36 protein-coding genes and 1 tRNA gene are annotated in these 21,314 nt (G+C 70.7%); 3 read left to right on the forward strand and 34 right to left on the reverse strand.

From position 1 onward, the window contains the following. Window positions 1–2: 2 nt before the first annotated feature. The 4 genes from pdxA to BAY60_RS26425 are packed head-to-tail and all read right to left on the reverse strand — an operon-like array spanning window position 3 to window position 2,914. Complete coding sequence (gene pdxA, locus BAY60_RS26415) at window positions 3–1,046, reverse strand: 4-hydroxythreonine-4-phosphate dehydrogenase PdxA (RefSeq protein WP_112283945.1); 1,044 nt, start codon at window positions 1,044–1,046, stop codon at window positions 3–5. After that, window positions 1,043–2,302 (reverse strand): four-carbon acid sugar kinase family protein, encoded by a 1,260-nt coding sequence (locus BAY60_RS26420; protein ID WP_245992822.1) that lies wholly within the window; start codon window positions 2,300–2,302, stop codon window positions 1,043–1,045. Before BAY60_RS26420 ends, pdxA begins: the two co-directional genes overlap by 4 nt. After that, on the reverse strand, window positions 2,299–2,436 hold the full coding sequence (locus BAY60_RS37310; protein WP_170160550.1) for a hypothetical protein: 138 nt from the start codon (window positions 2,434–2,436) through the stop codon (window positions 2,299–2,301). Before BAY60_RS37310 ends, BAY60_RS26420 begins: the two co-directional genes overlap by 4 nt. A 10-nt stretch (window positions 2,437–2,446) precedes the next feature. After that, window positions 2,447–2,914, reverse strand: coding sequence for an NUDIX domain-containing protein (locus BAY60_RS26425; RefSeq protein ID WP_112283946.1), 468 nt, complete (start codon window positions 2,912–2,914; stop codon window positions 2,447–2,449). 37 nt (window positions 2,915–2,951) lie between these two features. On the opposite strand from BAY60_RS26425, the gene BAY60_RS26430 reads away from it, so the two are divergent. Together BAY60_RS26430 and BAY60_RS37315 are read left to right on the forward strand one after the other, a co-directional pair. Beyond that, on the forward strand, window positions 2,952–3,152 hold the full coding sequence (locus tag BAY60_RS26430; RefSeq protein WP_112283948.1) for a hypothetical protein: 201 nt from the start codon (window positions 2,952–2,954) through the stop codon (window positions 3,150–3,152). A 496-nt stretch (window positions 3,153–3,648) separates the two neighbouring features. Then, window positions 3,649–3,825, forward strand: a complete 177-nt coding sequence (locus BAY60_RS37315) for a hypothetical protein (RefSeq protein WP_170160560.1) — start codon at window positions 3,649–3,651, stop codon at window positions 3,823–3,825. Between the two features lie 61 nt (window positions 3,826–3,886). Here BAY60_RS37315 and BAY60_RS37320 read toward each other — a convergent pair whose 3' ends face one another. From BAY60_RS37320 to BAY60_RS26475, 10 genes are all read right to left on the reverse strand, one after another. Further along, complete coding sequence (locus BAY60_RS37320) at window positions 3,887–4,051, reverse strand: hypothetical protein (RefSeq protein ID WP_170160561.1); 165 nt, start codon at window positions 4,049–4,051, stop codon at window positions 3,887–3,889. 59 nt (window positions 4,052–4,110) lie between these two features. Next, a complete protein-coding gene (locus BAY60_RS26435; RefSeq protein ID WP_112283950.1) occupies window positions 4,111–4,290 on the reverse strand; it encodes a hypothetical protein in 180 nt (59 codons plus the stop codon). After that, complete coding sequence (locus BAY60_RS26440) at window positions 4,287–4,631, reverse strand: hypothetical protein (protein ID WP_147239499.1); 345 nt, start codon at window positions 4,629–4,631, stop codon at window positions 4,287–4,289. The genes BAY60_RS26435 and BAY60_RS26440 overlap by 4 nt, the downstream gene beginning before the upstream one ends. A 98-nt stretch (window positions 4,632–4,729) precedes the next feature. After that, window positions 4,730–5,407 carry a DUF2637 domain-containing protein gene (locus tag BAY60_RS26445; protein ID WP_112283953.1) on the reverse strand — a complete coding sequence of 226 codons (678 nt, stop codon included), beginning with the start codon at window positions 5,405–5,407 and terminating at the stop codon, window positions 4,730–4,732. A gap of 52 nt (window positions 5,408–5,459) precedes the next feature. Beyond that, on the reverse strand, window positions 5,460–5,675 hold the full coding sequence (locus tag BAY60_RS26450) for a hypothetical protein (RefSeq protein ID WP_112283955.1): 216 nt from the start codon (window positions 5,673–5,675) through the stop codon (window positions 5,460–5,462). Window positions 5,676–5,757: 82 nt separating this feature from the next. After that, on the reverse strand, window positions 5,758–6,315 hold the full coding sequence (locus tag BAY60_RS26455) for a hypothetical protein (RefSeq protein ID WP_112283957.1): 558 nt from the start codon (window positions 6,313–6,315) through the stop codon (window positions 5,758–5,760). A gap of 31 nt (window positions 6,316–6,346) precedes the next feature. Beyond that, a complete protein-coding gene (locus BAY60_RS37325; RefSeq protein WP_170160562.1) occupies window positions 6,347–6,520 on the reverse strand; it encodes a hypothetical protein in 174 nt (57 codons plus the stop codon). A gap of 72 nt (window positions 6,521–6,592) precedes the next feature. Further along, window positions 6,593–6,973, reverse strand: a complete 381-nt coding sequence (locus tag BAY60_RS26465; protein WP_112283960.1) for a hypothetical protein — start codon at window positions 6,971–6,973, stop codon at window positions 6,593–6,595. A gap of 48 nt (window positions 6,974–7,021) precedes the next feature. Continuing rightward, a complete protein-coding gene (locus BAY60_RS26470; RefSeq protein ID WP_112283962.1) occupies window positions 7,022–7,462 on the reverse strand; it encodes a hypothetical protein in 441 nt (146 codons plus the stop codon). A gap of 56 nt (window positions 7,463–7,518) precedes the next feature. Further along, window positions 7,519–7,782, reverse strand: a complete 264-nt coding sequence (locus tag BAY60_RS26475) for a hypothetical protein (RefSeq protein ID WP_112283964.1) — start codon at window positions 7,780–7,782, stop codon at window positions 7,519–7,521. Window positions 7,783–7,896: 114 nt separating this feature from the next. Between BAY60_RS26475 and BAY60_RS26480 the strand changes: the two genes are divergently transcribed. Further along, complete coding sequence (locus BAY60_RS26480) at window positions 7,897–8,181, forward strand: hypothetical protein (RefSeq protein WP_112283966.1); 285 nt, start codon at window positions 7,897–7,899, stop codon at window positions 8,179–8,181. On the opposite strand, the gene BAY60_RS26485 is transcribed toward BAY60_RS26480, so the two are convergent. The 20 genes from BAY60_RS26485 to BAY60_RS26575 form a co-directional block, all read right to left on the reverse strand. After that, window positions 8,174–8,437, reverse strand: a complete 264-nt coding sequence (locus tag BAY60_RS26485; protein ID WP_112283967.1) for a hypothetical protein — start codon at window positions 8,435–8,437, stop codon at window positions 8,174–8,176. The two genes, BAY60_RS26480 and BAY60_RS26485, sit on opposite strands and share 8 nt — an antisense overlap. Next, window positions 8,430–8,846, reverse strand: a complete 417-nt coding sequence (locus BAY60_RS26490; RefSeq protein ID WP_112283969.1) for a hypothetical protein — start codon at window positions 8,844–8,846, stop codon at window positions 8,430–8,432. The genes BAY60_RS26485 and BAY60_RS26490 overlap by 8 nt, the downstream gene beginning before the upstream one ends. Continuing rightward, a complete protein-coding gene (locus BAY60_RS26495; RefSeq protein ID WP_112283971.1) occupies window positions 8,839–9,162 on the reverse strand; it encodes a hypothetical protein in 324 nt (107 codons plus the stop codon). The genes BAY60_RS26490 and BAY60_RS26495 overlap by 8 nt, the downstream gene beginning before the upstream one ends. Next, on the reverse strand, window positions 9,159–9,677 hold the full coding sequence (locus BAY60_RS26500; protein WP_112283973.1) for a 3'-5' exonuclease: 519 nt from the start codon (window positions 9,675–9,677) through the stop codon (window positions 9,159–9,161). Before BAY60_RS26500 ends, BAY60_RS26495 begins: the two co-directional genes overlap by 4 nt. Then, window positions 9,670–10,182, reverse strand: coding sequence for a DUF1353 domain-containing protein (locus BAY60_RS37625; protein WP_211330475.1), 513 nt, complete (start codon window positions 10,180–10,182; stop codon window positions 9,670–9,672). Before BAY60_RS37625 ends, BAY60_RS26500 begins: the two co-directional genes overlap by 8 nt. Further along, on the reverse strand, window positions 10,179–10,430 hold the full coding sequence (locus BAY60_RS26510; RefSeq protein ID WP_112283975.1) for a hypothetical protein: 252 nt from the start codon (window positions 10,428–10,430) through the stop codon (window positions 10,179–10,181). The genes BAY60_RS37625 and BAY60_RS26510 overlap by 4 nt, the downstream gene beginning before the upstream one ends. Before the next feature lie 653 nt (window positions 10,431–11,083). Further along, complete coding sequence (locus tag BAY60_RS26520; RefSeq protein ID WP_112283978.1) at window positions 11,084–11,971, reverse strand: RNA polymerase sigma factor; 888 nt, start codon at window positions 11,969–11,971, stop codon at window positions 11,084–11,086. 194 nt (window positions 11,972–12,165) lie between these two features. Continuing rightward, complete coding sequence (locus tag BAY60_RS26525) at window positions 12,166–12,477, reverse strand: hypothetical protein (RefSeq protein ID WP_112283980.1); 312 nt, start codon at window positions 12,475–12,477, stop codon at window positions 12,166–12,168. A 13-nt stretch (window positions 12,478–12,490) separates the two neighbouring features. After that, a complete protein-coding gene (locus tag BAY60_RS26530; RefSeq protein ID WP_146771083.1) occupies window positions 12,491–12,895 on the reverse strand; it encodes an HNH endonuclease signature motif containing protein in 405 nt (134 codons plus the stop codon). A 537-nt stretch (window positions 12,896–13,432) separates the two neighbouring features. Further along, window positions 13,433–13,588, reverse strand: a complete 156-nt coding sequence (locus BAY60_RS37330; RefSeq protein WP_170160563.1) for a hypothetical protein — start codon at window positions 13,586–13,588, stop codon at window positions 13,433–13,435. Beyond that, window positions 13,585–14,295, reverse strand: a complete 711-nt coding sequence (locus BAY60_RS26535) for a hypothetical protein (protein WP_112283984.1) — start codon at window positions 14,293–14,295, stop codon at window positions 13,585–13,587. Before BAY60_RS26535 ends, BAY60_RS37330 begins: the two co-directional genes overlap by 4 nt. Window positions 14,296–14,309: 14 nt before the next feature. Further along, window positions 14,310–16,139: a DNA polymerase gene (locus tag BAY60_RS26540; protein ID WP_112283985.1), complete on the reverse strand. Its 1,830-nt coding sequence runs from the start codon at window positions 16,137–16,139 to the stop codon at window positions 14,310–14,312. After that, entirely contained in the window at window positions 16,140–16,280 is a 141-nt protein-coding gene (locus BAY60_RS37335) for a hypothetical protein (RefSeq protein ID WP_170160564.1), read from the reverse strand. It abuts the gene before it with no gap. A gap of 124 nt (window positions 16,281–16,404) precedes the next feature. Beyond that, window positions 16,405–18,993: a phage/plasmid primase, P4 family gene (locus BAY60_RS26545; RefSeq protein WP_112283987.1), complete on the reverse strand. Its 2,589-nt coding sequence runs from the start codon at window positions 18,991–18,993 to the stop codon at window positions 16,405–16,407. Window positions 18,994–19,024: 31 nt separating this feature from the next. Then, on the reverse strand, window positions 19,025–19,609 hold the full coding sequence (locus BAY60_RS26550) for a PDDEXK family nuclease (protein WP_146771084.1): 585 nt from the start codon (window positions 19,607–19,609) through the stop codon (window positions 19,025–19,027). A 172-nt stretch (window positions 19,610–19,781) separates the two neighbouring features. Then, the gene (locus BAY60_RS26560; protein WP_112283992.1) at window positions 19,782–20,084 is read right to left on the reverse strand and encodes a hypothetical protein; all 303 of its coding nucleotides are present in this window, start codon (window positions 20,082–20,084) and stop codon (window positions 19,782–19,784) included. After that, on the reverse strand, window positions 20,081–20,266 hold the full coding sequence (locus BAY60_RS26565) for a hypothetical protein (protein WP_112283993.1): 186 nt from the start codon (window positions 20,264–20,266) through the stop codon (window positions 20,081–20,083). Before BAY60_RS26565 ends, BAY60_RS26560 begins: the two co-directional genes overlap by 4 nt. Continuing rightward, the gene (locus BAY60_RS37340; RefSeq protein WP_170160565.1) at window positions 20,263–20,427 is read right to left on the reverse strand and encodes a hypothetical protein; all 165 of its coding nucleotides are present in this window, start codon (window positions 20,425–20,427) and stop codon (window positions 20,263–20,265) included. The genes BAY60_RS26565 and BAY60_RS37340 overlap by 4 nt, the downstream gene beginning before the upstream one ends. Before the next feature lie 73 nt (window positions 20,428–20,500). Then, window positions 20,501–20,585, reverse strand: a tRNA-OTHER gene (locus BAY60_RS26570). A 9-nt stretch (window positions 20,586–20,594) separates the two neighbouring features. Beyond that, window positions 20,595–21,302 carry a recombination directionality factor gene (locus BAY60_RS26575; protein WP_112283995.1) on the reverse strand — a complete coding sequence of 236 codons (708 nt, stop codon included), beginning with the start codon at window positions 21,300–21,302 and terminating at the stop codon, window positions 20,595–20,597. Window positions 21,303–21,314 lie beyond the last annotated feature (12 nt).

Genomic DNA, 21,314 nt, shown 5'->3' on the forward strand with positions numbered 1-21,314 from the left:
CCCTACGACCGCACGGGCGCCGACGGCGGGTACACCTCGCGCAGCTTGCCCGCGAACGGCGCCAGCTCCACGGCGGCCCGGAACGCCGCGCGCATCGTGCCCGCGTCGGCCTTGCCGGTGCCCGCGATGTCGAACGCGGTGCCGTGGTCCACCGACGTGCGCAGGATCGGCAGCCCGACGGTCACCGACACCGTGCCGTGGAAGTCGACGGTCTTCGAGGCGATGTGGCCCTGGTCGTGGTACAGCGAGAGCACGCCGTCATAGCGGCCCTCGAGGCCCTGGTGGAACACCGAGTCGGCGGGCACGGGGCCGGTGACGTTCAGCCCGGCGGCCCTGGCGGCCTCCACGGCCGGCGCGATGGCCACGATCTCCTCGTCGCCGAACTTGCCGTTCTCGCCGCCGTGCGGGTTGAGCGCGGCGACGGCCAGCCTCGGCTCGCTGGTGCCGAACACCTGCAGTGCCGTGTAGGCCTCGCGGATCGAGTGCTCGATGTTCGGCTTGGTCATCGCGTCCAGCGCCTCGCGCAGCGACAGGTGCCGGGTGGCGAAGAAGATCTTCAGGCCCCGCACCCAGAACATGGTGTTGAACCGGGTGGAGCCGGTGAGCTCGCCCAGCATCTCGGTGTGCCCGAGGTGCTGCGACCCGGCGGCCCAGATCGCCTCCTTGTTGATGGGCGAGGTGACGACGGCGTCGACCTCGCGCGCGAGCGCGGCCCTGGTGGCGGCCTCGATGGCGGCGACGGCCGAGCGGCCCGCGGTGCCGTCGACCACGCCCCACGGCAGGTCGGCGGGCGCGATGCCGAGGTCGAGCACGTCGATCACGCCGGGTTCGAACCGCGCCTCGCTCACCGAACCCACGGCGTTGACCTCGGCGTCGAGCTTGCACACCTCGACCGCGCGCCGCAGCACCGCGGCGTCGCCGACGGCCAGCGGGCGCGCCTGCTCGGTGGCGGCGGGCTCGGACAGCGTGCGGGCGGTGATCTCCGGCCCGATCCCGACGGGATCTCCGAGGGTGACGGCCAGGATCGGGCGTTCGGTGCTGGTCACTGCGACCTTCCTCTCTCGCGTTGCGCGATGACGCTGATCAGGTGCTCCACACAGGCGACGGCGGCGTTGCGGTCGCCGATGAGCCCGCCCTTCGTGGCGAACGGCAGGCCGTCGTGCGGGCCGCCGACGAGGCTGCCGGCCACCGCCAGCGGCAGCACCTCGGTGTCGATGGCGAACCCGTCGCTGGCGAGCGCGGCGGTGGTGGCCTCGGCGATGTCGCCGCCGGTCGCGTAGAGCCCGCCGAAGCGGTGCTCGGCGAGCAGGATCGCGGCCGCCTCGGCCAGCACCCGCGGAATGCGCGCGGCCGTGTCGTGGTCGACCCGCTCCCCCGGCGCGGGCGGGCGGGTGCGGATGCCGACCACCCTGGCCCCGGGGGTGAGCAGTGCGGCCGCCTCCGTCGCGACGGCACGGGCGTCGAGTCGTTCCAGGCCGACCTCGACGAACCGCGCGCGCATCACCTGCTCCAGCTCCCGCACCTGGTCGCCGGTGGTGCCGGTGATGCTGCCGACCACCGCGAGCACCGGCGGCAGCGGGCTCACGCCCGGCCCGATGCCCAGCGCCGTGGCCAGCAGCACCGCGAACGGTCCACTGTCGACGGAGACCCACCGGATCGCCTGCCGGCGCCGCACCGCGGCCGCGGCCTCGGCGATGACGCCGAGGTGCGCGTTGATCGTCGCGTCGCACACGACGATCGGCGCCCGGATGGCGGCAAGGCGGTCGGCGACGGCGTCCACACCGGACTGGACGACGTCGAGCGGCACCTCCGCGATGTCGCGTCGCGTGCCCTGGCGCAGGATCGTCGCCACCCGCGAGTGCGCGACCGGGGTCAGCGGGTCGCGCGCGGCGGAGGTCTCGGCGAGCGGAACGCCGTCGACGAGGTGCAGCCCGCCGACGGTGGTGCGCCCGGCCTCGGGGAAGGCGGGCACGACGAGCGCACGCGTGCCGGGCTCGGCCACGTCGAGCACGGCATCCACCTCGGCGCCCACGTTGCCGCGGAGGGTGGTGTCGACCCGCTTGGCGAGCAGCTCGACGGGCGCCACGGCCTTGACGGCCTCCTGCACGAGCGCCCTGGCGGTGGTGGCGTCGCGGTGCCGCGTGCCCAGGTTGAGCACGACGACGTCCGCGCCGTCGGCGCACACCACCCGGTCGACGCCGCTGACCGACACCGTGCGCAGGCCGGCGCGCGCGAACCGCGCACCGGTCGCGTTGCTTCCGGTCAGATCGTCGCCGATGACCAGCACGTGTGCCTTCGTCACAGAACAGCTCCAGCAAGCAGCACCAGGGGCAGCGAGCCCAGCCACACCACGGTGGTGATGCCCGACCAGCCGCGGATCGCCGCCACGCCGTCCAGTCCAGTGAACCGCGTGACCACCCAGAAATACGAGTCCACGTACTTACAGCTATGACACATCTAAACCCCACTCCAGGACGACGGGGTCGCGCAGGCCTCCGTCGAGCACCTCGGCGAGTAGACGAGGCAGCTCCGGCGGCAGGAACTTCTCCGCGCTCCGCCGCACCTCCTCGAGCGTCCACCACCGCGCGTCGAGCAGGTTCGACCGTTCGCGGACCTTCGCGGGTGCAGGCGCCGCCAGGCGCCCGAGGAACGTCGTGTCCCGGCGGTGCCAGCGCTGGCCGCGGAAGCGGTACCGCGCCTCGCGCTCCCACAGGACGCGCTCGAGGGTGTCGGGCTCCAGCCCGGTCTCCTCGACCAGCTCACGGCGTGCCGTGTCGGCCAGGTCCTCCCGGCCCTCCCGCTTCCCGCCGGGCAGGTCCCACCACCTCCGCCGGGGCTCGTCAGGGTCGACGGAGAGCAGTAACAGGACCCGGTCGTCCGGGTCGAGCAGCAGTACGCGGGCGCCGATGTGCACGCCGACAGCCTAGGCGCGGTTCGGTACCGTGGGCGGCGTGGAGCAGACACGAGCCGCACCGGAGGTCCGCGGCACACGCGCCGAGCTAATCCAGGAGCTTCTCCGAGTGGCCGAAGGGTGGCAGCACTTCGGGAAGGACTACCTCTACGAGCAGGCCGTGGCGGGCGTTGAGTCGCTCCAGCTCCAGGCCCCGTCCGTGAGGGTCGGACACACGCACTACATCGTGACGTCCGCCTAGGCCTGCGTTACCCTGGTCACACACGCCCCCGCGCGTGTGGAGGCCGGGGGCCGGACATAGGACAACAGAATGAACACCCACGCGGACAGCGCGTACGCGCTGAGAAGGTCGCTTGACTCTCAGCCCGCCAGGGCCAGGGGCCAAGCGATACAGCCCCGGCTCGGGCGGGCTGAGTCATGAGCGGGAAGACCTGGACGCCGCTATCCCCCTCGCGCTTTCGCGTGGTGTGGGGCGAAACGGCGTGGGAGCTGCGGGAGACACCCGAGGACAAGTACCCGTGGTGCCTCTCCGGCCCGCAGGGGACCACGCAACCCCTCCGAGCACGCGGGGCGAAGCACGCCCAGCACCGCGCGGAGGTGTGGCTCGCCCTCGGGGATCTCGTGGGGGCCCGAGGGGGTGGTTCGCCTTGAGCTGGCGCGTTCGCCCGGACGGGTCCGAAGACCTCTACGATGAGTCGGGGTCGCTTATCCCGGACGACGACCCCGAGGAGGGGACCATGCCGGACAGACCCCCGTCGAAAGGGCGGGCGGCGGCCAGCATCGCCGCGAACGGCGCGTTCATCGGCGTCTACGCCGTACTGCTCGTGCTGCTGGCGCTGAACCAACCGGCGCTCGCCGTCGTGCTCCTGCTCGCGGGCATCCTGTGGGTGCTCGTGATGAGGCGCAGGCAGTAAACGGGACCAGAAACGCGAAAAGCCCCACCCCGGGGATACCAGGGTGGGGCTTCTCGTGTGCTCAGCGGCGGCGCGCCGCGTCGCGCACCTCGAGCGCGGCGTCCCGGACCAGAATCGCCAGCGCCCACAGGAGGCACCACGCGGCGTAGACCAGCCCGGCGGCAATGAACAGCACGCCGCGCACAGTCGCGACGAACAGCAGCGCCAGGAGGGTGAACAGTTGCATGGTGACCCCTCTCGTGGTGTAGGTACACCTTAGCACCAGGTGACACCACACCACAACCGTCACTCGACGTACAGGCAATCCGTCGCGTACCCGACTACCCCGGCCATCTGGATAGCGACCTCCGCGGCCTCGAGATAGGACTCCGCGGCCACCTCGACGCGCACCCACTGTCCCACGGTCACCCCCTCGCGGAGTAGCTCGTGGCTGGACACGCCGACGTCGAAGGCCCATTCACTCACGGGCGGCCCCGCAGGTGCACGGCGCCACCCGCGGCCCACCAAAGCATCGGCCGGTCCAGGTCGCGGGCCAGACTCCCCGGCTCGCGCTCGGTGCCGCACCGGCCGCACACCTCGTCGGCGAGGGAGAGCACGCACGAGGGCTCGCACGGGCTCGAGGAGGGGAACGGACGGGCCGAGCGGTGCCCGGTGCGTTCCTGCCACGTGGCCCCACACCCCCGGCACTCCCGAGCGATCTCCTCCACCAGCTCGGCGGCCGGGACCTCGCGGAAGCCTGGCACGTCCACGGGCAGCTCGTCCGGCGAGTACCTCGACGCGGTCGGGAAGGGCGGCGGCACGGCCATACTGACTCGGCGACCGGTCGCTACGAGTCGGCGGCGCCCGAACAGGTGGAAGCGCTCGACGCCGCATCGCGGGCAGGCGGTCCAAGGCTCGACGTCGGTCACGCTGACTCCGTTTCCGGCGCCGGTTGGCGCTCCTGGTCGAGGGTGGCGAGAAGCTGGCGGGCGGTGTGCGTCGACACGCCCAACTCGGACGCCAGGCGGCCCCGCCCGATCGTCGGCGTGGCGGCCCGTAGCTGGCGGGCGCGCTCGAGGAGGTCGGTCGCTGGCGCCGGGCGGGCGGGTGCCGGGCGGACTGGCGCGGGCGCTGGCGCTGGCGGCTCGGGTGCTGGCGCTGGCGCCGGGTGAGGCGGTGCGGGCGGCGGATCGGACCGGGCGGGCGCCGGGCGGGCGGTCGCCAGGGCCGCCAGGTGGGCGACTGCGCCGAGGACAGCGGGCGGGATCGCGGCCACCGTCACCACGCCCCACCACGGCGGCGCCAGGTGGTAGGCCGCGAGGGCGTGGTCCGCCGCGTTGCCCGCCACCGACAGCGCCAGAGTCACGAGCGCGAGCGCGCGGGCGAAGTGGCGGGGGCGGGTCGGCTGGCGCACGTCCAGCCACACCAGCGTGGCGACCGCGGCGGCTGCGTCGAGCGCCAGCGGGAACAGCCACGCCAGCTCGGCGGGCGTGCCACACCGGACCGCCAGGGCCCGGAGGCTGGCGAAGGACCAGACGGCGGCGGCCAGGGCGACGGCGGCGAAGCCCGACCACGTGACGGCGGCTCGGGGGTTGGCGGTCATGGGTGGCGGGCCTCCTCGATCGCGGGGCGGTCGGCTCCCCCGGGTCGGCGGGTCACCGCTTGCCCGGCATCGGGAGTCGGGCGTCCCAGGCGTCGCCGGGCAGTCCGCGCAGCCATCGCGCGAACTGTTCGGCCACCTCTCCTTCAGACACGCCCTGGAGGTCTTCCCACTCGGGAAAGTTCTCGGGGTCGTCGCCGTACATCGCGGCGGCCTCGGCCGCGGCGCGGATGAGGAGGGACGCGGCTGCTCGCTTCTGCTTTAGGTTCACGGTGTCCTCCGGGGGCGGTGAAGGCTGAACGGATCGCGCGGGGCACGGGCAGTTAGGCTCGTGCGCCACGCGGGGCGGTTGGTCACGCGGCGGCGACGCGCTCGTGGATCTCCCGCAGCTCCTCGACGCGCTCGCGGGGCAGGCGGACGACGTCCTCGGTCGCGTCAAGGTCCCGGGTCAGACGGACGCCGACCGGCGTACGGCCGTCCCACAGCGAGACCCACACGTCGCGGGGGCCGCCCGGGGCCGGGAACATGACGCACCCCGTGGCAACGAAGGACGGCACCGTGTGGTCCGCGTCGACCACGAGCACCCGCACCGCGGAACCCGGGGCGCCCGGCTTCGGCGAGAACGTGCCGTCCCCCGGCTTCGGGGCGCGCGGGGCCCGGGGTCGCGCCGCGGGGCGGAACGGCTTCACCGCGCGGGCGGCGGCGAGGATGCGCTCGCGCTCGTCGGCGGCTGGGGTGTAGTACGTCGCGATCTCGCGCCGCTCCCGCGGTGTGGCGTCCCCGCGCTCGAGGGCAAGCTCGAGGTCGCGCGGCATCTCGCGGTTGCGCTTGTGGACGGTCCCCTCGGTGGGGAGGTTGAACAGGGTGCCCTCGACGGTGTCGGTCACGAAGGCGGCGGGGCTGGCGGGCATGGTTCCTCCAGGTGGTGGGGGCCCCGGGCGGTCAGGCGTACAGGGCGCGGAACTCGCGGAGGGCGGCGAAGAAGGCGCCCCACGAGAAGCGGTCGCCCTGCCACGCCAGGCCCTCCGCCGCCTCGGCGAGGGCGGGCTCCGCGGCGGCGAACGCCTCGAGGGCGTCGAAGTCGCGGGGGCGGATGCGGAAGGGGGCGCGGATCATGTCGGGCTCCGTTCTCTCTGTGGTGTAGGTACACCGTAGCATGGGTGTATCTACACCACAAGGGGCGCCCCGTCAGACGGGGAGGAGGCCGGACGCGTCCGCGAACTCCGCCTTGAGGTCCCCGAGGGTCTTCCCCGTGGCGTGGCGGTAGTCCGCGAGGGCGTACGGGCGGGTCACGTCCAGGGCGAGGGTGTCGCGGGCCCACGCACGGAACCGGGCGGCGAACTCGCGGCGGCGGAGGTCGTCGGCTGACTTCGCGGCCTTGCGGACCTCCCGGACAGTCCAACCGGCCGCGCGGGCGGCACACTGCGCGCCGAAGTAGACGACCTCCCCGGTTCCGATGCCCTCGACGTCGAGCGCCTCCAGGACAACGGTCCCCTTCAGCTCGACCCGGCCGCAAAGCTCGCACTCGGTGACGTCGGCGGTGGTTCCGTTGACCCGGTAGGCGTTCACTCTGTCCTCCTCGTTCGTGGTGTAGATACACCGTATCATCGGGTGTATCTACACCACAAGCCCCGGCGCCTCCGGCCGTCGGAACAGCTCCGCGCTCGACTTGCGCGCCGGGCCGAGCGGATTCACCGCGTCGATCCGGCGGATGAGCGCGGCCACGAGGTCGGCCGTCGGGGTCGCCGCGACCTGCGCGGCGGTAGCCCTCGACAGCTCGTGGCGGATCCGGAGGACGTCCCAGTGGAAAGTGTCGTGCTGGTGTAGACGCCGCTCCAGCCCGCCGCGCTGCTGCCAGTAGTGCTCGACGTAGCGGAGGACGTCGTCGCGCGCGATGTCCACACCAACCTTGCGCGCGTACCGCTCTGCCAGGTCATAGGCGGCCTCGGCATTCGACGTCGCGTCGTTCCGCTCGCGGATCAGCTCGCGGATTCGCCGCGCCTGGCGCTCCATCTCGTCGGCCTGCGCCAGGGCGACAGCTCGATAGTCCTTGTCCATGTGACCCTCTCGAAACGACGGGGGCCCCGGTCGTCGGTGCCGGGGCCCCGGGCCGGTCAGCGCGACCGGCGGAGGAGGCGCAGCGCACCCCGCAGGGTCCGCCGGTTCCAGCGGTCCGACCAGCGGACCCGCGGGGCCCCCTCGGGGACCACCTGGAATGAACCGTCGGCCACCTCGAAGAGACGCCCGACCCGTGCGCCGTCGGCGAGCACGTCCCACACGCGCCACATCTGCGCGGTGGCGCCATAGGCGACGGTGAGCCCGTCCACCTCGACGGTCGAGCCGAGGGCGGGGGCGGCGGGAAGGGAGATGGTGGCCATTTGGACCTCCTAGGTGGTGTGGGTGGTTGGTGTAGATACACCGTAGCAGTGGGTGTATCTACACCGCAACCCCGGACCTTCCCGGGTGTAGTGACACCGTGCTAGCCTCGGGTCATGCCGAACGCACCGCGCACGCCGACGCAGAACATCCGCGTGGACGAGGACCTCTGGCGGGAAGCACGGGAGGTCGCCGAGGCTATGGGGACCGACCGGTCCTCCGCCGTGCGCGCGTTCCTGCGTTGGTACGTCCGGCGGCCCGGGGCCGAACTCCCCGAGCGGCCCGGCGGGCCCGGCGGTGACGGAGAGTCGGCCGGGGCCCGACGGGCGCTCGAGGAGATAGACCGGGCATACCAGGAATTCCAGCGGGCCACGGCGGTGGCCAAGTCCCGGATTAAGTGACGCCCGGAGGGCCGAACACGATCCGCTGCGGCACCGCCAGCGGCTCGAGCAACTCCACGAGACGCTCGACGGACCGGCGGAGCGCGGCCTGCTCGCGGACCTGCGCACGCTCGGCGGGCGACCAGGTCTCGCACCGGTCGAGGCAGTGAACCCGGCCGGGGACTGTGCGGTACGGGTCGTCGAGGTCTCCGACGTGGACCCTCTCAACCGCGACCGGGCCCGAGCACAGCGGACAGATTCGTGGGGGCCTAGTCACGCGGGGCTCCCTTCAGGTGGGCGGGCATCCTCGGCGGACGGCCCGTGCGCTTCCAACGGTCGAGGAGGTTCACGACACTGCGTAGGTCGGCGAGGATCTCGCGGTCCTCGAAGTCGAGCGGGTCGACGCCGTACGGGTTGTCGGGGTCGCCCCGTCGCTCCGCGCATTGGATCGTCGTGCGGGCCTTCGAGTGAACCGCGCGGACCTCGGACAGTAGGCTAGTCGTCCGCTGCCCCACGGGGAGCGAGTGCTCCCACTCGACCACGGCCCGTCGGGCCTCCGCCTCCTCGCGGTCCCGGGCGCGGCCGTGGATCTTTCCGAACTCGTCCACGACGGTGAGCGGGAAGGCGTCGCGGTACCCGGGCGCCTCCTCGGTCGTCGGGACTACGTGGAACGACTTGTCAGCCACGGGCGGCCTCCCGGTACTCCTCGGCACGCTTGCGCAGTCCTTCGGCGAAGTCCTCTAGCGCGGTCAGATAGCCGTCGAGGAAGTCGTGGCGGCCGGACAACGTCGAGGCCGTGGCCCGGTAATCGGCGGCCAACCGCTCCGCGCGCTCGGCCTCCGCCTCGTCCTCGGCAGCTCGGACGTGCGGGGCGGCGGCACCGAGGGCCCGGTCGACGCAGTACCTCGTCGCCTCATCAACGAACTGGAATTGCGCGCGCGCCGCCTCGACGGCGGCGGTCGGCACGGGCGTAGGGGTGGGGCCTTCGTTCGTCGTGGTCATCGGCGGCGCCTCCCGGCAAGCTCGGCGAGTGCGGAGTACACCGCGCGGAGCGTCTCGACGTCCCCGGCGGCGGAGTGGTCGGGCTCCGGGACCTCGAAGCCGTTCGCGCGTACGGCGTCGGTGACGGTCTTCAGGCTCGCCGGTCGGTCGTAGCCGAGCACAGGCATGGCGTAGGTCGCGACGTCGAGCAGGCGGTAATGCCACGGGGCTACACCCCAGCGGGCGCGGAGGAAAGCCGTGTCGAACGCGGGGTTCGAGCCGACGACCGTCACGCCTGTGAGGGCCCGCCGTAGCTCGACGTCGGCGAGCGCACCGAAGCAGGGCGACATACCCACCGGGGCGCGGTCCCAGTAGCCGTTCATCTCGAGGGCCGCAGGGTCCGCGGTACGGAGCGAGTGCGGCAGGTAGGCCGTGACGATCGGGCCGTCGTTCACGGCGTAGGCCACCTCCCACACCTCGTGGCGGAGCGGGTCGAGGCCGGTCGTCTCGGTGTCCAGGAACACGACGTCAGTCACGGGCAGTCCTTCCAGGGAGCAGGCGCTCGAGGAGCGCGAAGACGAGCAGCGACGGCAGCACCGCGAGGGCAGGCAGCACGAGCGGGAGCGCGAGCAGGGAGACGAGCAGGACGCCGGGCAGCGTGGCGAGCGAGCCCCGTCGGCGGGTTGGGTTGAGCAATGCGCCCCAGCGGACCCCGGCCCACATGAGCCAGCGGCGCGGGAACGACACGCCGAGGGAACGCATGGCCTCACGGAAAATGCGATCCACGCGGCGGGACGAGAAGGCCCCGGCGGGAATCATGTGAGTGATGAGGAAATCGTGAAGCACGGCGGCGGGGGTGTAGTTGCCGTATGTCGGTACTAACCACCAGATCGCGCGCGGCACGCTTGCGAAGTCGGTCACGTAGCCCCGCCGAACGCCCATGCGGCCGTCGTCCGGGTCGTCGTAGAACAAGTGCCGGTCCAGACGCCACAGGTAGTCGTCGGTCTGTGTCACGGAGACGTGCGGGTCGACGAAGGTCACTCGGTCACCCCCGGCGGGGTCCAGCCGAGGGCGACGAGGGACTCCGCGGTCGCCTGGTCGACGTAGGTGGTTACCGAGTCGTGTCGGAAGTCCCCTTCCCGGACGAACATCCGCATCGTTACCTCGGCGTGGTCCGGGGCGAGTGCCAGGTCCAGGCTCGCTACCGACGCGCTAATGTCGTGTCCGTCCACGAACACGCGGGTGGAGCCGGGCTCGTCGGCGGACTGGACGATCTCTAGCTTGCTCACGCTTTCCTCTCTTGACATGGGGAAACCGCGGGCGGAGCACGGCGTGGCTCCGTCCGCTGTGGACAGTTGGTCAGAAATGGCGCGCAGCGAAAACCGCCCCTGGCCTGCGTTAACCGGGCGGACCTGGCAAGCGTGGCAAGGGGCGCGGGGAAACAGTCGCCGGGATCGGCTAGGCCCTCGAGTGCGTCATAAGGGCGTCATTCCCCGACCCCTTGCCGGGCTTGCCAGGAACCGGAGGTTTCGGCAGGTCAGGGGCGGTTTCAGGTGAAGGCGGTCAGCGGCGCCAGGTAATGTCTACGGTGGGCGCGGTGCCAGGGCCCGGGACCGAGGTGTTGTAAGCCTCGGGGTGGGCGAAACCGAGAGCGGTCGCGGCCATGGCTGCGGCGACCACGGGGAGCAAAATCAGGCGGGCGAGGGCCTGGCGGCCCGTGCGCCGCTGGCGGGCAGACGGGCGGCGGATGAACTCTCGCATGGCTCCCCCTTCGCAGGTGTAGATACACCCTATCACACGGTGTGGGTACGCCTCAGCCGATGGAGCCGTCTCCCCCACAGTTCCCGCACGTCGTCTCGCGCGGGCGACCCCTCTCGTCCGTTCCGTCGTAGACGACGCCGGACCCGTTACAGCTCCGGCATGTGTTCTCTACTCCCATGGATCACCTCTCGATACGTCGCGTGGTCACGGGGAAGTCACGGCGGGACGGGCGCCGGGACTCGGCCTGGTGAACGGTTGAGCGGAGCGGGGTCCTGCCACGCTCGGTCGGGGTGTAGTGCGCGGGAAGGTCGCTCGAGATCTGGAGTCGGGCCAGCGCCTTGGACCGGATCTTGCGGATAGCTGCCCTGTGCATTCCCATGGCGGCGGCGATCACAGTCGCGTCCTGCGGCTCGTAGCCGCCGAGGCCGTAGGTTCGCTCGAGGACCTCCCGCCACTGCGGGGACAGGGTGCCGAGGAGCTGCTCGGCGGCGTCGAGGTCCTCGACGGAGCGGAGCCGGGTCTCGGCCGTGCGGTCGGCGACCGTCTCGGCCACCGTGGCGCCCTCGCCGTCCAGCGCCGCGGAGTCGTTCCACTCGAGGGTCACACCAAAGGCGGCGAACCAGACGTCCGTAAACGTGTTCGGGTCGACCCGCTCGCCGAGGGGCGCCTCGTTGGCCAGGTAGTCGCGGGCGGCGGGCAGGTTGTAGTCGAACCGGCGGACCGCGTTGTAGACCCGCTGGAAGGTGTGGAACGGGAGCGTCAGGCCGGGACGGGCGGCGGAGGACTCCCGCTTGAGGTTCTGCGTGGCCCGGTTGTTGAACGCCAAGCCGAACTCCCGGCCGTCGTGGCGGACGTCGTCGGCCGCCTCGAGCAGCGCCAGAAAACAATCCTGCCGGGCGTCGTCATAGTCGTAGGTGTGCTGCGTCCCGAATCGGGCGGCGAGCTTATGCACCAGCCCCCCGAAGCGCGAGAACAGCTCCAGCGCGGCGACCGCGTCCCCTTCGAGGGCCGCCACCGCGAGGGCGGCGTCCGTGCGGACCGGGGCGGGGGCGGCGGCGTCGACGGTCATTTTCGGTCGGGTCCTCTCTGTCCGTTCATTCCGGGCGGAGGGCCCGGGGCGGTGCTTCACTCACGTTAGCGTTAGGCGACCGTTAGGTGTTACGGGTCTACGCAAAAATTTCCCTGGCCAAGTTGTCGCAGCTACACCAGTTGGGTGAAGATGCAACACTTGACCAGGGCAAACTTTCGCAGACTAGCGTTAGGTCACGGTTTAGTAGCGGACCGCTCCCAAGCGGACACGGCGTGGTCCAGCTCACGCGCGGCGTCCTCGAGCTGGATCGCGGCGGCTGTGATCTTCAGGCGGGCGGCGGCCACCCGCGGCGTGACTCCGCGCTCGTCGAGGGCCACGGCCGCGTTTTCCACGGGCCGGGAGACGCCGTCGTGGGACGGCTCCGGTGTGTATCCGAGGGGTGCCATGGTCACGATCTCGTCCGCGATACCCGCGAGATGTGTCGCGACGGTCAGCGCGTCCCGGGCCCGCGCGCACACGGGCGTGACGTCGTTCGTGTAGGTCACGGAGTGGTTCCTCTCAAGTAACGCTAGGCTCACGAGGTGAGTCCGGGGTGCCGTCGAACGTGTCGACGCGGACGCGGCTCGCGAGTAGCCAGTGATCGGGGTCGTGCTCGGCGAGCGCGTCTCGAAGCTCGCCGATGTAGCGGAGGAACCCGCGCCGGGCGAGCATCTCGCCGATGTTCGCGCGGGCGTCGGAACGCTCCAGGTGATCGGGGTTGACACAGCGGCGCGCCGCGCACTTGTGGTGAACCGTGTAGCCGGGCGGGATCGGCCCCGTGACGGCCTCGACGACGACGCGGTAGGTCCGCTGGACGGATCCGCCGGGCATCGTTACGCAGGCGTAGCCCGCGCCGTCCGAGGCGCCCCGCCAGAGTCGGCAGCCGTTCCCGGCCTTGACCGTGAACCGCATTAGGTAGTTCACGAGCCGTTGGCCCTCGAGGGCCGCCAACTCCTCCGGGTCCGGGGTCAGGACCGGCAGGCGAAACGGGCGCCCCCGCTCGAGGTCTGTAGCGTGCCGTCGGCAGTAGTCGCCGAGTCGGGCCGTCGTCGTGCAGAAGTCGACGGCGCACACCACGCGCCGGGCTCGGGCGAGGGACTCCTCGCACTCCCGGCAGTCGCTCGAACGGGGGCGGAACTCCGTGTCCGGTTTAGTCAACTCACAGCGCGGGCACCGCTGGCGCTCAGGCAACCCCGCGCCGTGCCAAGGCGGCACGCTTCCGGCGCATCCGGCGGGCCGACTCCCGCGCAATCATCCGGCGGCGGTTCGGGTGGTTCGCGCGGTACGCCGCCGCGTTGACGCGCTCGCGCTCGCGGACACGTTCGAGGTTCGCCTCTCGGTAGGCCGCCCCGTCCGCCTGCGCGCAGGCCCGGCACTGCGTGGCCCGGCCGTCGTCGCGACGGGCATCGTGGCGGAAGGCGTTCAGCGGCTTGGAACCGCCGCAGGTTCGACAGGTCTTTCTCATAGCCCCTCCGGGAAGACCAGGGACAGGATGAACAGGGCCGCCTCGACGGCGGCGGTTGCGGCCATGCACAAGGCCAGCCCGCGCAACCGGGCGCGGTAGGCGGACACGGCCGCCCCCGCAAAGAGGACGGCCGCGACGGCAGCGACGATCACGAGTCGAGGACCTCCGTCACCGGGCGCTCGCAGGAGGCGAAAAGGTCTACCTCGCCGCCCCTGTAATCACCCGACCGATACACGGCCCGCGTCTCCGAGACCCGGTCGCACAGGTCGCCGTCCGCCGTACGGAACATCCACACTTCGGTGGGCAGGTGGCGGACGGCTCCGACGTCGAACGTGCGCGGCTCGCTCCGGGCGGGCTCCTCGGCGACTCGGCGCCAACCGGTGCCGGGCAGTTCGGACACCCGGCGGGACGGCACGCCTCGGCGGAGCTTCGACTCGGCCGCCGCGCGGGTCTGGGCGTACACGGCCCGGGTTCCGTCGCCCACCTCGAAGTAGGCGCCGCCCGGCGTCGTCGCGTTGACCCACTTGTACCGGGTCGGCTCGGCGGGTGTGCCGAACTTCTCGTTCACCGCGGCGACGATTGCGGCGGCCACTGCCGCGTCGACGGCCGTGGACAGGGTGGCCTCTCCGTCGACCCGGAACAGGTACCGACCGTCCGCGTCCCGTACCGCCTGCCGGTCGACCGCCCACGGCGTCGGGCACGTCGGCCCAGGGGCGGGCGCCTCCACTCGCCTGCCGTGGACGCCGTGACGCGCGAGGGTCTCCCGGGCGGCTTCCGCTTCGGCCTCGGTGGCGTACTCGACTCCGCCTAGCTTCCACTTCGCGTCGGCGGGCTTCGGTCCGATCACGTTGTCCGTCACAGTGGTTTCCTCTCTCAGTGTCCGGCCTCTTGCCAGTTGCGCCCCGGCTTGCCGCCGTCGACGGGGAAATGCACAGCCATCCCCGATCCGTCGGGCGGCTGCCACGTGGTCTCCATGCACCGTTTGATGAGCGGGACCCAGTAGTCGACCTCCGCGGCGGGCACGCTGAAGACCAACGCGTCGTGAACTTGGATCTTCAGCATTCGGATTAGGCGAAGGTCCGTCCGTGCCATGCGGATTAGACCGTCCACAATGATCTCCCGTGTTCCCGATTGGCCGTAGAGCGCGGGCGCCTGCGTGAATTCCTTGTCCTTGTCGACGACCATCCGTCGACCCCACGCGTTCGTCACGTAGCCGCGACGACCCTCGCGGATCACCCGCTTTTTCCACTTCTCGACCTGTCGGTACTCGGAGCGCATCGCGTTGACGAACCGCTCCGAGACGGAGATATCCACTTTCGCGTTCGCGGCCAGCGTGCGGGGGCCTGCGTTGTACGAGTAGGCGTGGTTCTGCGCCTTCGCCAGTTGGCGGTAGTGGGCGGTGTGCGGGTCGTTCTTATCCTCGCCGACGAACTCTCGGCCCCACACGATCCACGCGGTGATGAGGTGCGCGTCAGCGCCGGGGGCGAACCGCTCGGCGAAAGCCGCGTCTCCCGAGTAGGCGGCCACGATGCGGGCGTCCGCCTGCGACAGGTCCAGCTCGACGAGGACGTGGTCCTCGTGGTCCGGGAGGTAATACGCCTTCTCCACCGCTCCCGCGCCGCGGGAGGTCCACACGGTCAGGCCCGGGTTCGTCGTGGACTTCCGGCCGGAACGCTGGAGGGTCGAAATCTCCGGGTGGACAAATCCGTCGGGCTGGACGCAGTCGAGGGCAGACTGAGCCAGCGGCCGGAGCCCGCCGAGAGCCGACACGGCGCGGGCCAGCTCGAGTGCCTCCTCCGACTTGTCCTCCGCGGCCTCCAGGATGCCTTTACCGCCGAACGAGGGGCGGTCGGTCGGCTTGCCATCCTTGCCCTTCGTCCGCGGTAGCTCGTCCAGGGAGATCCCGACGTCCTCGAGGGCGCGGGCGAGGGCCTCTTTCCCGGCCTTCGTGGCGAGCGGCTTCTTCCCCGTCTTCGGCAGGCCGTAGCGGTCCGAGAGGAATTCCTTGTACTCGGCGGCCTTTCGCTCCATCTCCTCCGCCCGAGCGCGGGCGGCGTCGACGCCCAGGCGTACGCCGTTGCGCTCGTTCTGCGCGTCGATCGCGGCGTTGATCTGCTCGCGCATCTCGTAGTCCCCGGCGGGGCCGAGCTGGAGCAGACGGCGGGCGACGTTGCGCGAGGCGAGGACGTCGTGGACGAGGTAGTCGCGATACTCGGGGTCGTCGACCGGGATCTGCCCGAACCCACCGTACTTCTCGGCGAGCGCAGCGAGATCCGCGGACTTGCCAGGGACTCCGAGTTGGTACGCCTGCTCGTCCAGCTTGAACCAGAGTTTCGCCTCGGCGGGCTTGCGCGCGTATGCGAGTTTGCCGAAGCGGTTCACGTAGGAGTACGGGGCCGGGTGGTGGAGCGTGGCGTGAGTCCACGTGTCCAGCACCCGGCCCTCGAGGGCCATCTCCAGCGGCTCTATGGAGTCTTTGCCGAATATGACCGTTAGGTCGAACTGGTGAATGTTGTGTCCGACGACGACGTCCGCCGAGCGGATGCGCTCGCGCATCTCCTCGAGGTCGTCGGTCAAGACGACGTCCCCGTCCTGCCCCCACGCATAGCCACCTAGGCGGAACATCTTCTCGGGCGTAAGTGTCCACTTTAGGTCGACGGAGTCCGTTTCGATGTCGAAGAACAGCGCGCGTTGGCGCGGCATTCAGCCCTCCTCGTTGGCGCGGGCGTAGATGTCCTCGACCACCTCGACGCGGTGCCCGTACAGCGGCGACGACCAGGTGTCGACGTCGGCCAGCAGGCGCTCGAGGCGGGACCCGGACATGAGGGCGTCGGCGTTCGGCATGGTTGCTCCCGTGGTTCGTGTTCTCGGTGTCTGAGTAGGTAAGGACCCGGGAGCGCGCCGGGTGTAGCCCGACCGGCGAGGAATTCCGGGGCGTCGCGCGAAACGCACGGCGCCCCGGACTCGGCTAGGCCTTCGGCTCCGCCGCCTTCTCCTCCTCGGTTAGCCACCGCAGACCCACCCACGCAGTGAAGCGGGTGGGGAGGGACGTCACCGGTCCGCGCGAGGAAACCGTGACGGCCTTCTCGTTTCGCCGGGTGAGCTTCTTACGCACGTTGCGACAGCCCGGCAGAGTCGCAAGACGGGTCGCGACGTACTGGTCCGAGACAGGCTGCTTGCCGAGGGACTCGAGGTGCTCGTTATAGACCTCGAGCAGCTCGGCCGACGACACGGCGTAGCCGCGTTTTGCCTCCATCTCCTGCGCGAAGAACGACCCGAACACGTCCGACTCCAGCCGCCATGACTCCGTTTCGCGGGCCACGGACTCCGGCAGAGCGCCGCACTTCTGCCCCCGTTCCCAATACAGCCGGGCCCCCTCGACGATCCACGCGAGGGCGGCCTTCTGCACTTCGATGTCGCGCGAGAGCGCGTGCTTCACCACCGGGTCCGCGCGACGCTCCGTCTCGTCCTCGAGTGGCTCACCCTCGAACTTGTAGGTGTACGGCCACGGGACCGCGATCAGTCGGCGCCAGGTACCCCGGTCGTTCTCAAGCACCTGCGGTCGGTGGTTGGCGTTGACGACGATCGAGTGCGAGGCGTCGAACGTGACGTTGTTCTGACGCATGAGTCGGGCCGTGATCTTCGACGTGCCCACGAGCTTCTTAATCGTCGCCGGGCGGAGGACCTGCGCCTCCGGCAGCTCCTCAAGCACGGCCCAGCGGGCGCCGCGAAACACCATCTTCTCGGTGCCGTGGTCGTCCTTCCCGCCGAGGACGGCCTTGTCGTGGAGGAATACCGCGTAGTCTCCGAGCCCGTTCAGCAGTGCGTCGGTGAGGGTGGACTTTCCGTTCGAGCCGCCGCCGAAACAGAACATCATCGTGTCGTCGTTGGTCGGGAACCCGTAGGCACCCTCCCCGGCCTTGAGCTGGAGCCACTCCTCGACCCCGGGGGCGAAGGATTCCCGGGCGCGGTTCCACAGGTCGTGGTGGGCTCCGGGCACGTACGGAACGTGCGTCGTCTTCGTGATGTAGTCGGCCGGGTCGTGCCGTCGGATCTCGGCGGTGCGCAGGTCGACCGTCCCGGACGGCGTGTTCAGGAGGTGCGGGTCGGCGTCGAGGTCGGAGGCCCGGACGTAGATCCGGCCCGGGTCGGCCTCGACGTAGCGCATCACGAGGTCGTGGTCCCGGCCGTTGGCCAGTGCGTACCACCACCCGGCGGCACGGTCCCATTCCTCCCGCCACTCGTTGACCTCGTCGGCGCGCTTCTGAAGCTCGCGCTCGCGCTGGCCTACGGGTCCGCTCCCGCGGTCCTCTTTGAGCGCCACCAGCTCCTCCTCGAGCTGCTGCGCCTCCTCGTTGTCCTTCAGCGCGTCGACCATCCGCCGGGCTTCGGCACGGTTGCGCGCGATCATGCGCCGGACCGCGTGCCGCACCGGCGTGCGCGGGTCCGGGGACCAACGGTCGCCGACCCACTCGTGCCACCCGATGCCGTCCACGTAGAGGTACCGGCCGACGAGCCCGTCCACCACGACCGGCGCGCACAGGGCGTGAGCCGTCGAGGGGTGGCCGGGCAGGCGTGGCGCCTTGCGGAGTAGGAGGTCGTCGAGAGGGGTGTCCGGGTCGACGGCCGGGAGGACGTCCTCCTCCGGGACCAGCTCCCACGGGTGGGCGAGACCCTTTGTGACGCCGTCCGCGATCCACTGGCGGTCTTCGTCGTCTAGGACGTCCCAATCGACCACGGACAGGACTTGCTCGCCGATGTGCTCGGCCAGTGCGTCCGGGTCCGGCTCGGCGCCGTCACGGGAGGTGGCGGCCTTCGCGCCCTCGAGCTGCGCCACGCCGACGGCGTAGCCGAAGATCCCCGCGCGCATCCCGCGTCCCGACTCGAGGCGGGCCAGGCGCTCGGCCACGATCTCCTCGCCCTGTGTCGCCGAGACCTTGTAGGACCCGTGGATCGCGGGGTCGAACTTCGGTCGCTCCGTCTCCTGGCGCGTGGCGATAATCTCGACCATGCCGGGCGACAGCTCGGGGAGATCCGTCACTGGCACGATCTCGTTCACGAGTGTGTAGACACCCTCGGAGCCCCACACGCGCGTGGGCGGTGCGATCACGAGCCCGCCGTTCCCGCGGATGTCGATCCCGGGCGCGACGTCCCCGGCGGAGTTTCGGACTCGTCCGGTCGGGTCGCGGTAGAGGCGGTGGAGTCCGCCGGAGCGCGTGCGGACCATCATCGGGGTTTCCTGCTGCTCCGGGAGCTTCTCCCACTCCTCGAGGCCGTTCTTCCCTTCGCCTGTGTCGAGATCGATCGCGACGACGCCGGACTTTCCGCAGTCGATCGCGATCCCCTTCATGCCGCGGCGCGGGGTCGCGAACCACTCCCGGACCTTCTCCGGGTCGACTGTGGACTCCTCGTTCCACCCCTCCGCGCGGGGGAACGGTATCGTCAGGCGCTTCTTACCCTTCTCCTCGTCGTAGGAGACGGTCAGCGGGAAGACGTAATAGCCCTTCGAGACGTACTCGAGCCCGTACTCCAGCAGACGCTTTTGGTTGGTCGCCAACGGGGTTAACCTCCAGAGTGGTTGTTCGGTGTCAGGCGCCGGGTCGCTCGCCGAACTCGAAGCGGGCGCGCTGCGCGGCGCGGGCTGCCTTCACGTACCAGTCCGGCGCGGGATAATCGGTCTTGCAACCGCGGAGGAGATCCGGGCCGTCGCGGTAGACGTCAGGGTCCCCAGCGGCGGCGACGGTCTCCACCTGCTCCGTGAAGATGTCCCGGGCTCGGTCGAGCGGCCACGGGTAGGCGTGGAGCGCGTCGCCGTCCAGGGACAGACGCCACGGTCGGCGCGAACCCCCGCGGGGTTGACGGAACACGTCGGGAGCCAGCAGGACATCGTGGCCTTGCCCGGATAGGTAGGCTGCGGCGTTTAAAGCCTTCGCCTTCTCGGCGGGCTTCCACTCGCCCTTCACCTCGACGTAGAGCCCTAGGTCCGGGAGGTAGAAATCCGGGAGGTACGGGGCCCGTGGCGGCGCCCACCCCGGTATGAACGATGTCGGGACAAGGATTCCCTCGGGCTCATACCGAAAGTCAATACCGGCGTTGTCGAAGAACACGGCCCACCGCGCTTCGAGGCGCGAGCGGAACCGGTAGCCGTCGTACTCGGTTTCGATGTGCTTCACGATCTCCTCCACACGACGTCGGCGCCGCGGGCGACGGCGGTCGTGATCGCGGACAGCAGGGACGGCCAGTCATGGCGCCCCGGGGCGGACGGGGCCAGCTCGACAACGTCGCCCCGGGCGAGCTGTCGGAGATCTCCCGGGGACGGCGCGCGGTCGTGCGAGATGAGGACCGTCACGGGCGCCCGGTCCGGAGGGTCTGCTGGTGGAGCGCGACCAGGTGGCGCGCCTCGCGGGCCGCGGTGAAGTGCCCGACCTTCTCGAGGTGGTCAGCGAACTTCGCGAGCGAGAACGTCGAGAAGGCGAAGGCGTACCGTCGGGTGTCCGCCATGTGCGTCTCGAAGCACTCGGACGACGGCGGCTCCTCGGGTTTCTCAGGGTTCGACGCGGGGGCGGGCTCGTCCATCAACCGGCGGGCGGACGTCTCCGTGAGCGAGTACGTCATGTGGACCAGGTCGGCGAGCGGGTTCACGGTCATTCGATCACCTCGAAGTAGTCGGACACGGTGGCCTTGAGCCATTCGTGGTGGGCGTCTGCGGCGCAGTCGGTGACGACGTCCGGGTGGGCTTCGTCGCTGCACGGGAGGTCTGAGTACGCCTCGACGAGGTAGTCCTGTCCGGTGTACTCGTTGTGGATCTTCAGGACGTGGCGCGCCTTCACAGTGCGCCCTCGGTGTGCCATCGCTGCGCCGCGGCCGTGACGGTCAAGGGCTCCCGCCCGGCGGCCCGGGTGGAGTCGACGTGCGCCGCGTAGGCGGTCGCGAAGGCGTGGCGTGCTTCGGCGTCCATCGTGGACAGCACGGAGCGGACGAGGTGCGTCATGCGGGGTTCCTCTCTGTGTACGCGTGAAGGCCCCACGCCGGGCGGAGTCGAAGCTCGACGCCGGGCGTGGGGCTGGTGCGCGGCCGGGGGTCGAACCCGGATCTCTCCGAACCGCCCCGTCACCGGGATTCGGGGGCTCTACCGTTGAGCTACCGCGCTGGCCTACATCAGATGGAGGCCGGGCCGTTCACACGCAGGGACGGCACGGTGAACGTGCGCCCCGTGTTCGGGCCCTTCTTAATCTCGCGCTCGTCGAACGTGAGCGTCACCGAGGCGGGGCCGCCGTCGGCCTTCTCGAGGGCCTCCGTCAGCTCCCGCTCGATTGCGGAGAGGCTCGACACGAGCGACCATCCGGAGGTGGAGTACTGGAGGGTCCCCAACTCCGGCATCGCGGCGAGCTGCGCGCGGAGCTTGATGTCCGGCTTCGGGGCTCGGCCAGCCTGCGCGTCCTTCTTCCACTCGGCGATGGACTCGGGACGCTGGCGCCAGTCCTCGCCGACGGTCGCGCCCGTGAAGTCCTTGCCCTCGACGATCTTTCGGCCGTCCGTGGCGTAGACGAGGCCGCCCTGTCCGTAGTAGGCGAACCGCGCCCGAAGGTCGCTCACCTGGTGGACGAGCAGCTCGACCTCCGAGGTGTCGGAAACGATCCTGTGGTCGTCGCCCTTGTCGACCTCCAGCTCCTCGACCTCGCCGCCGAAGCGCTCCGCGATCGCGGAGGCTACGGTCGGGTCGTCGGTGGTGAACACGAGCGTCGTCGAGGCCACGGGGCGGTTATCCTCCTGATACCCGCCCTTGATGCGTCCGACGATGTCGCTCGTCGGCTGCGTGGTCGTGCGTTCCTTCGGGGCGTCGTCGTAGTCGAAGATGTCCAGCATTGAGTAGGGGTT

This window comes from Prauserella muralis, from assembly GCF_003202285.1.
Lineage (GTDB): Bacteria > Actinomycetota > Actinomycetes > Mycobacteriales > Pseudonocardiaceae > Prauserella_B > Prauserella_B muralis.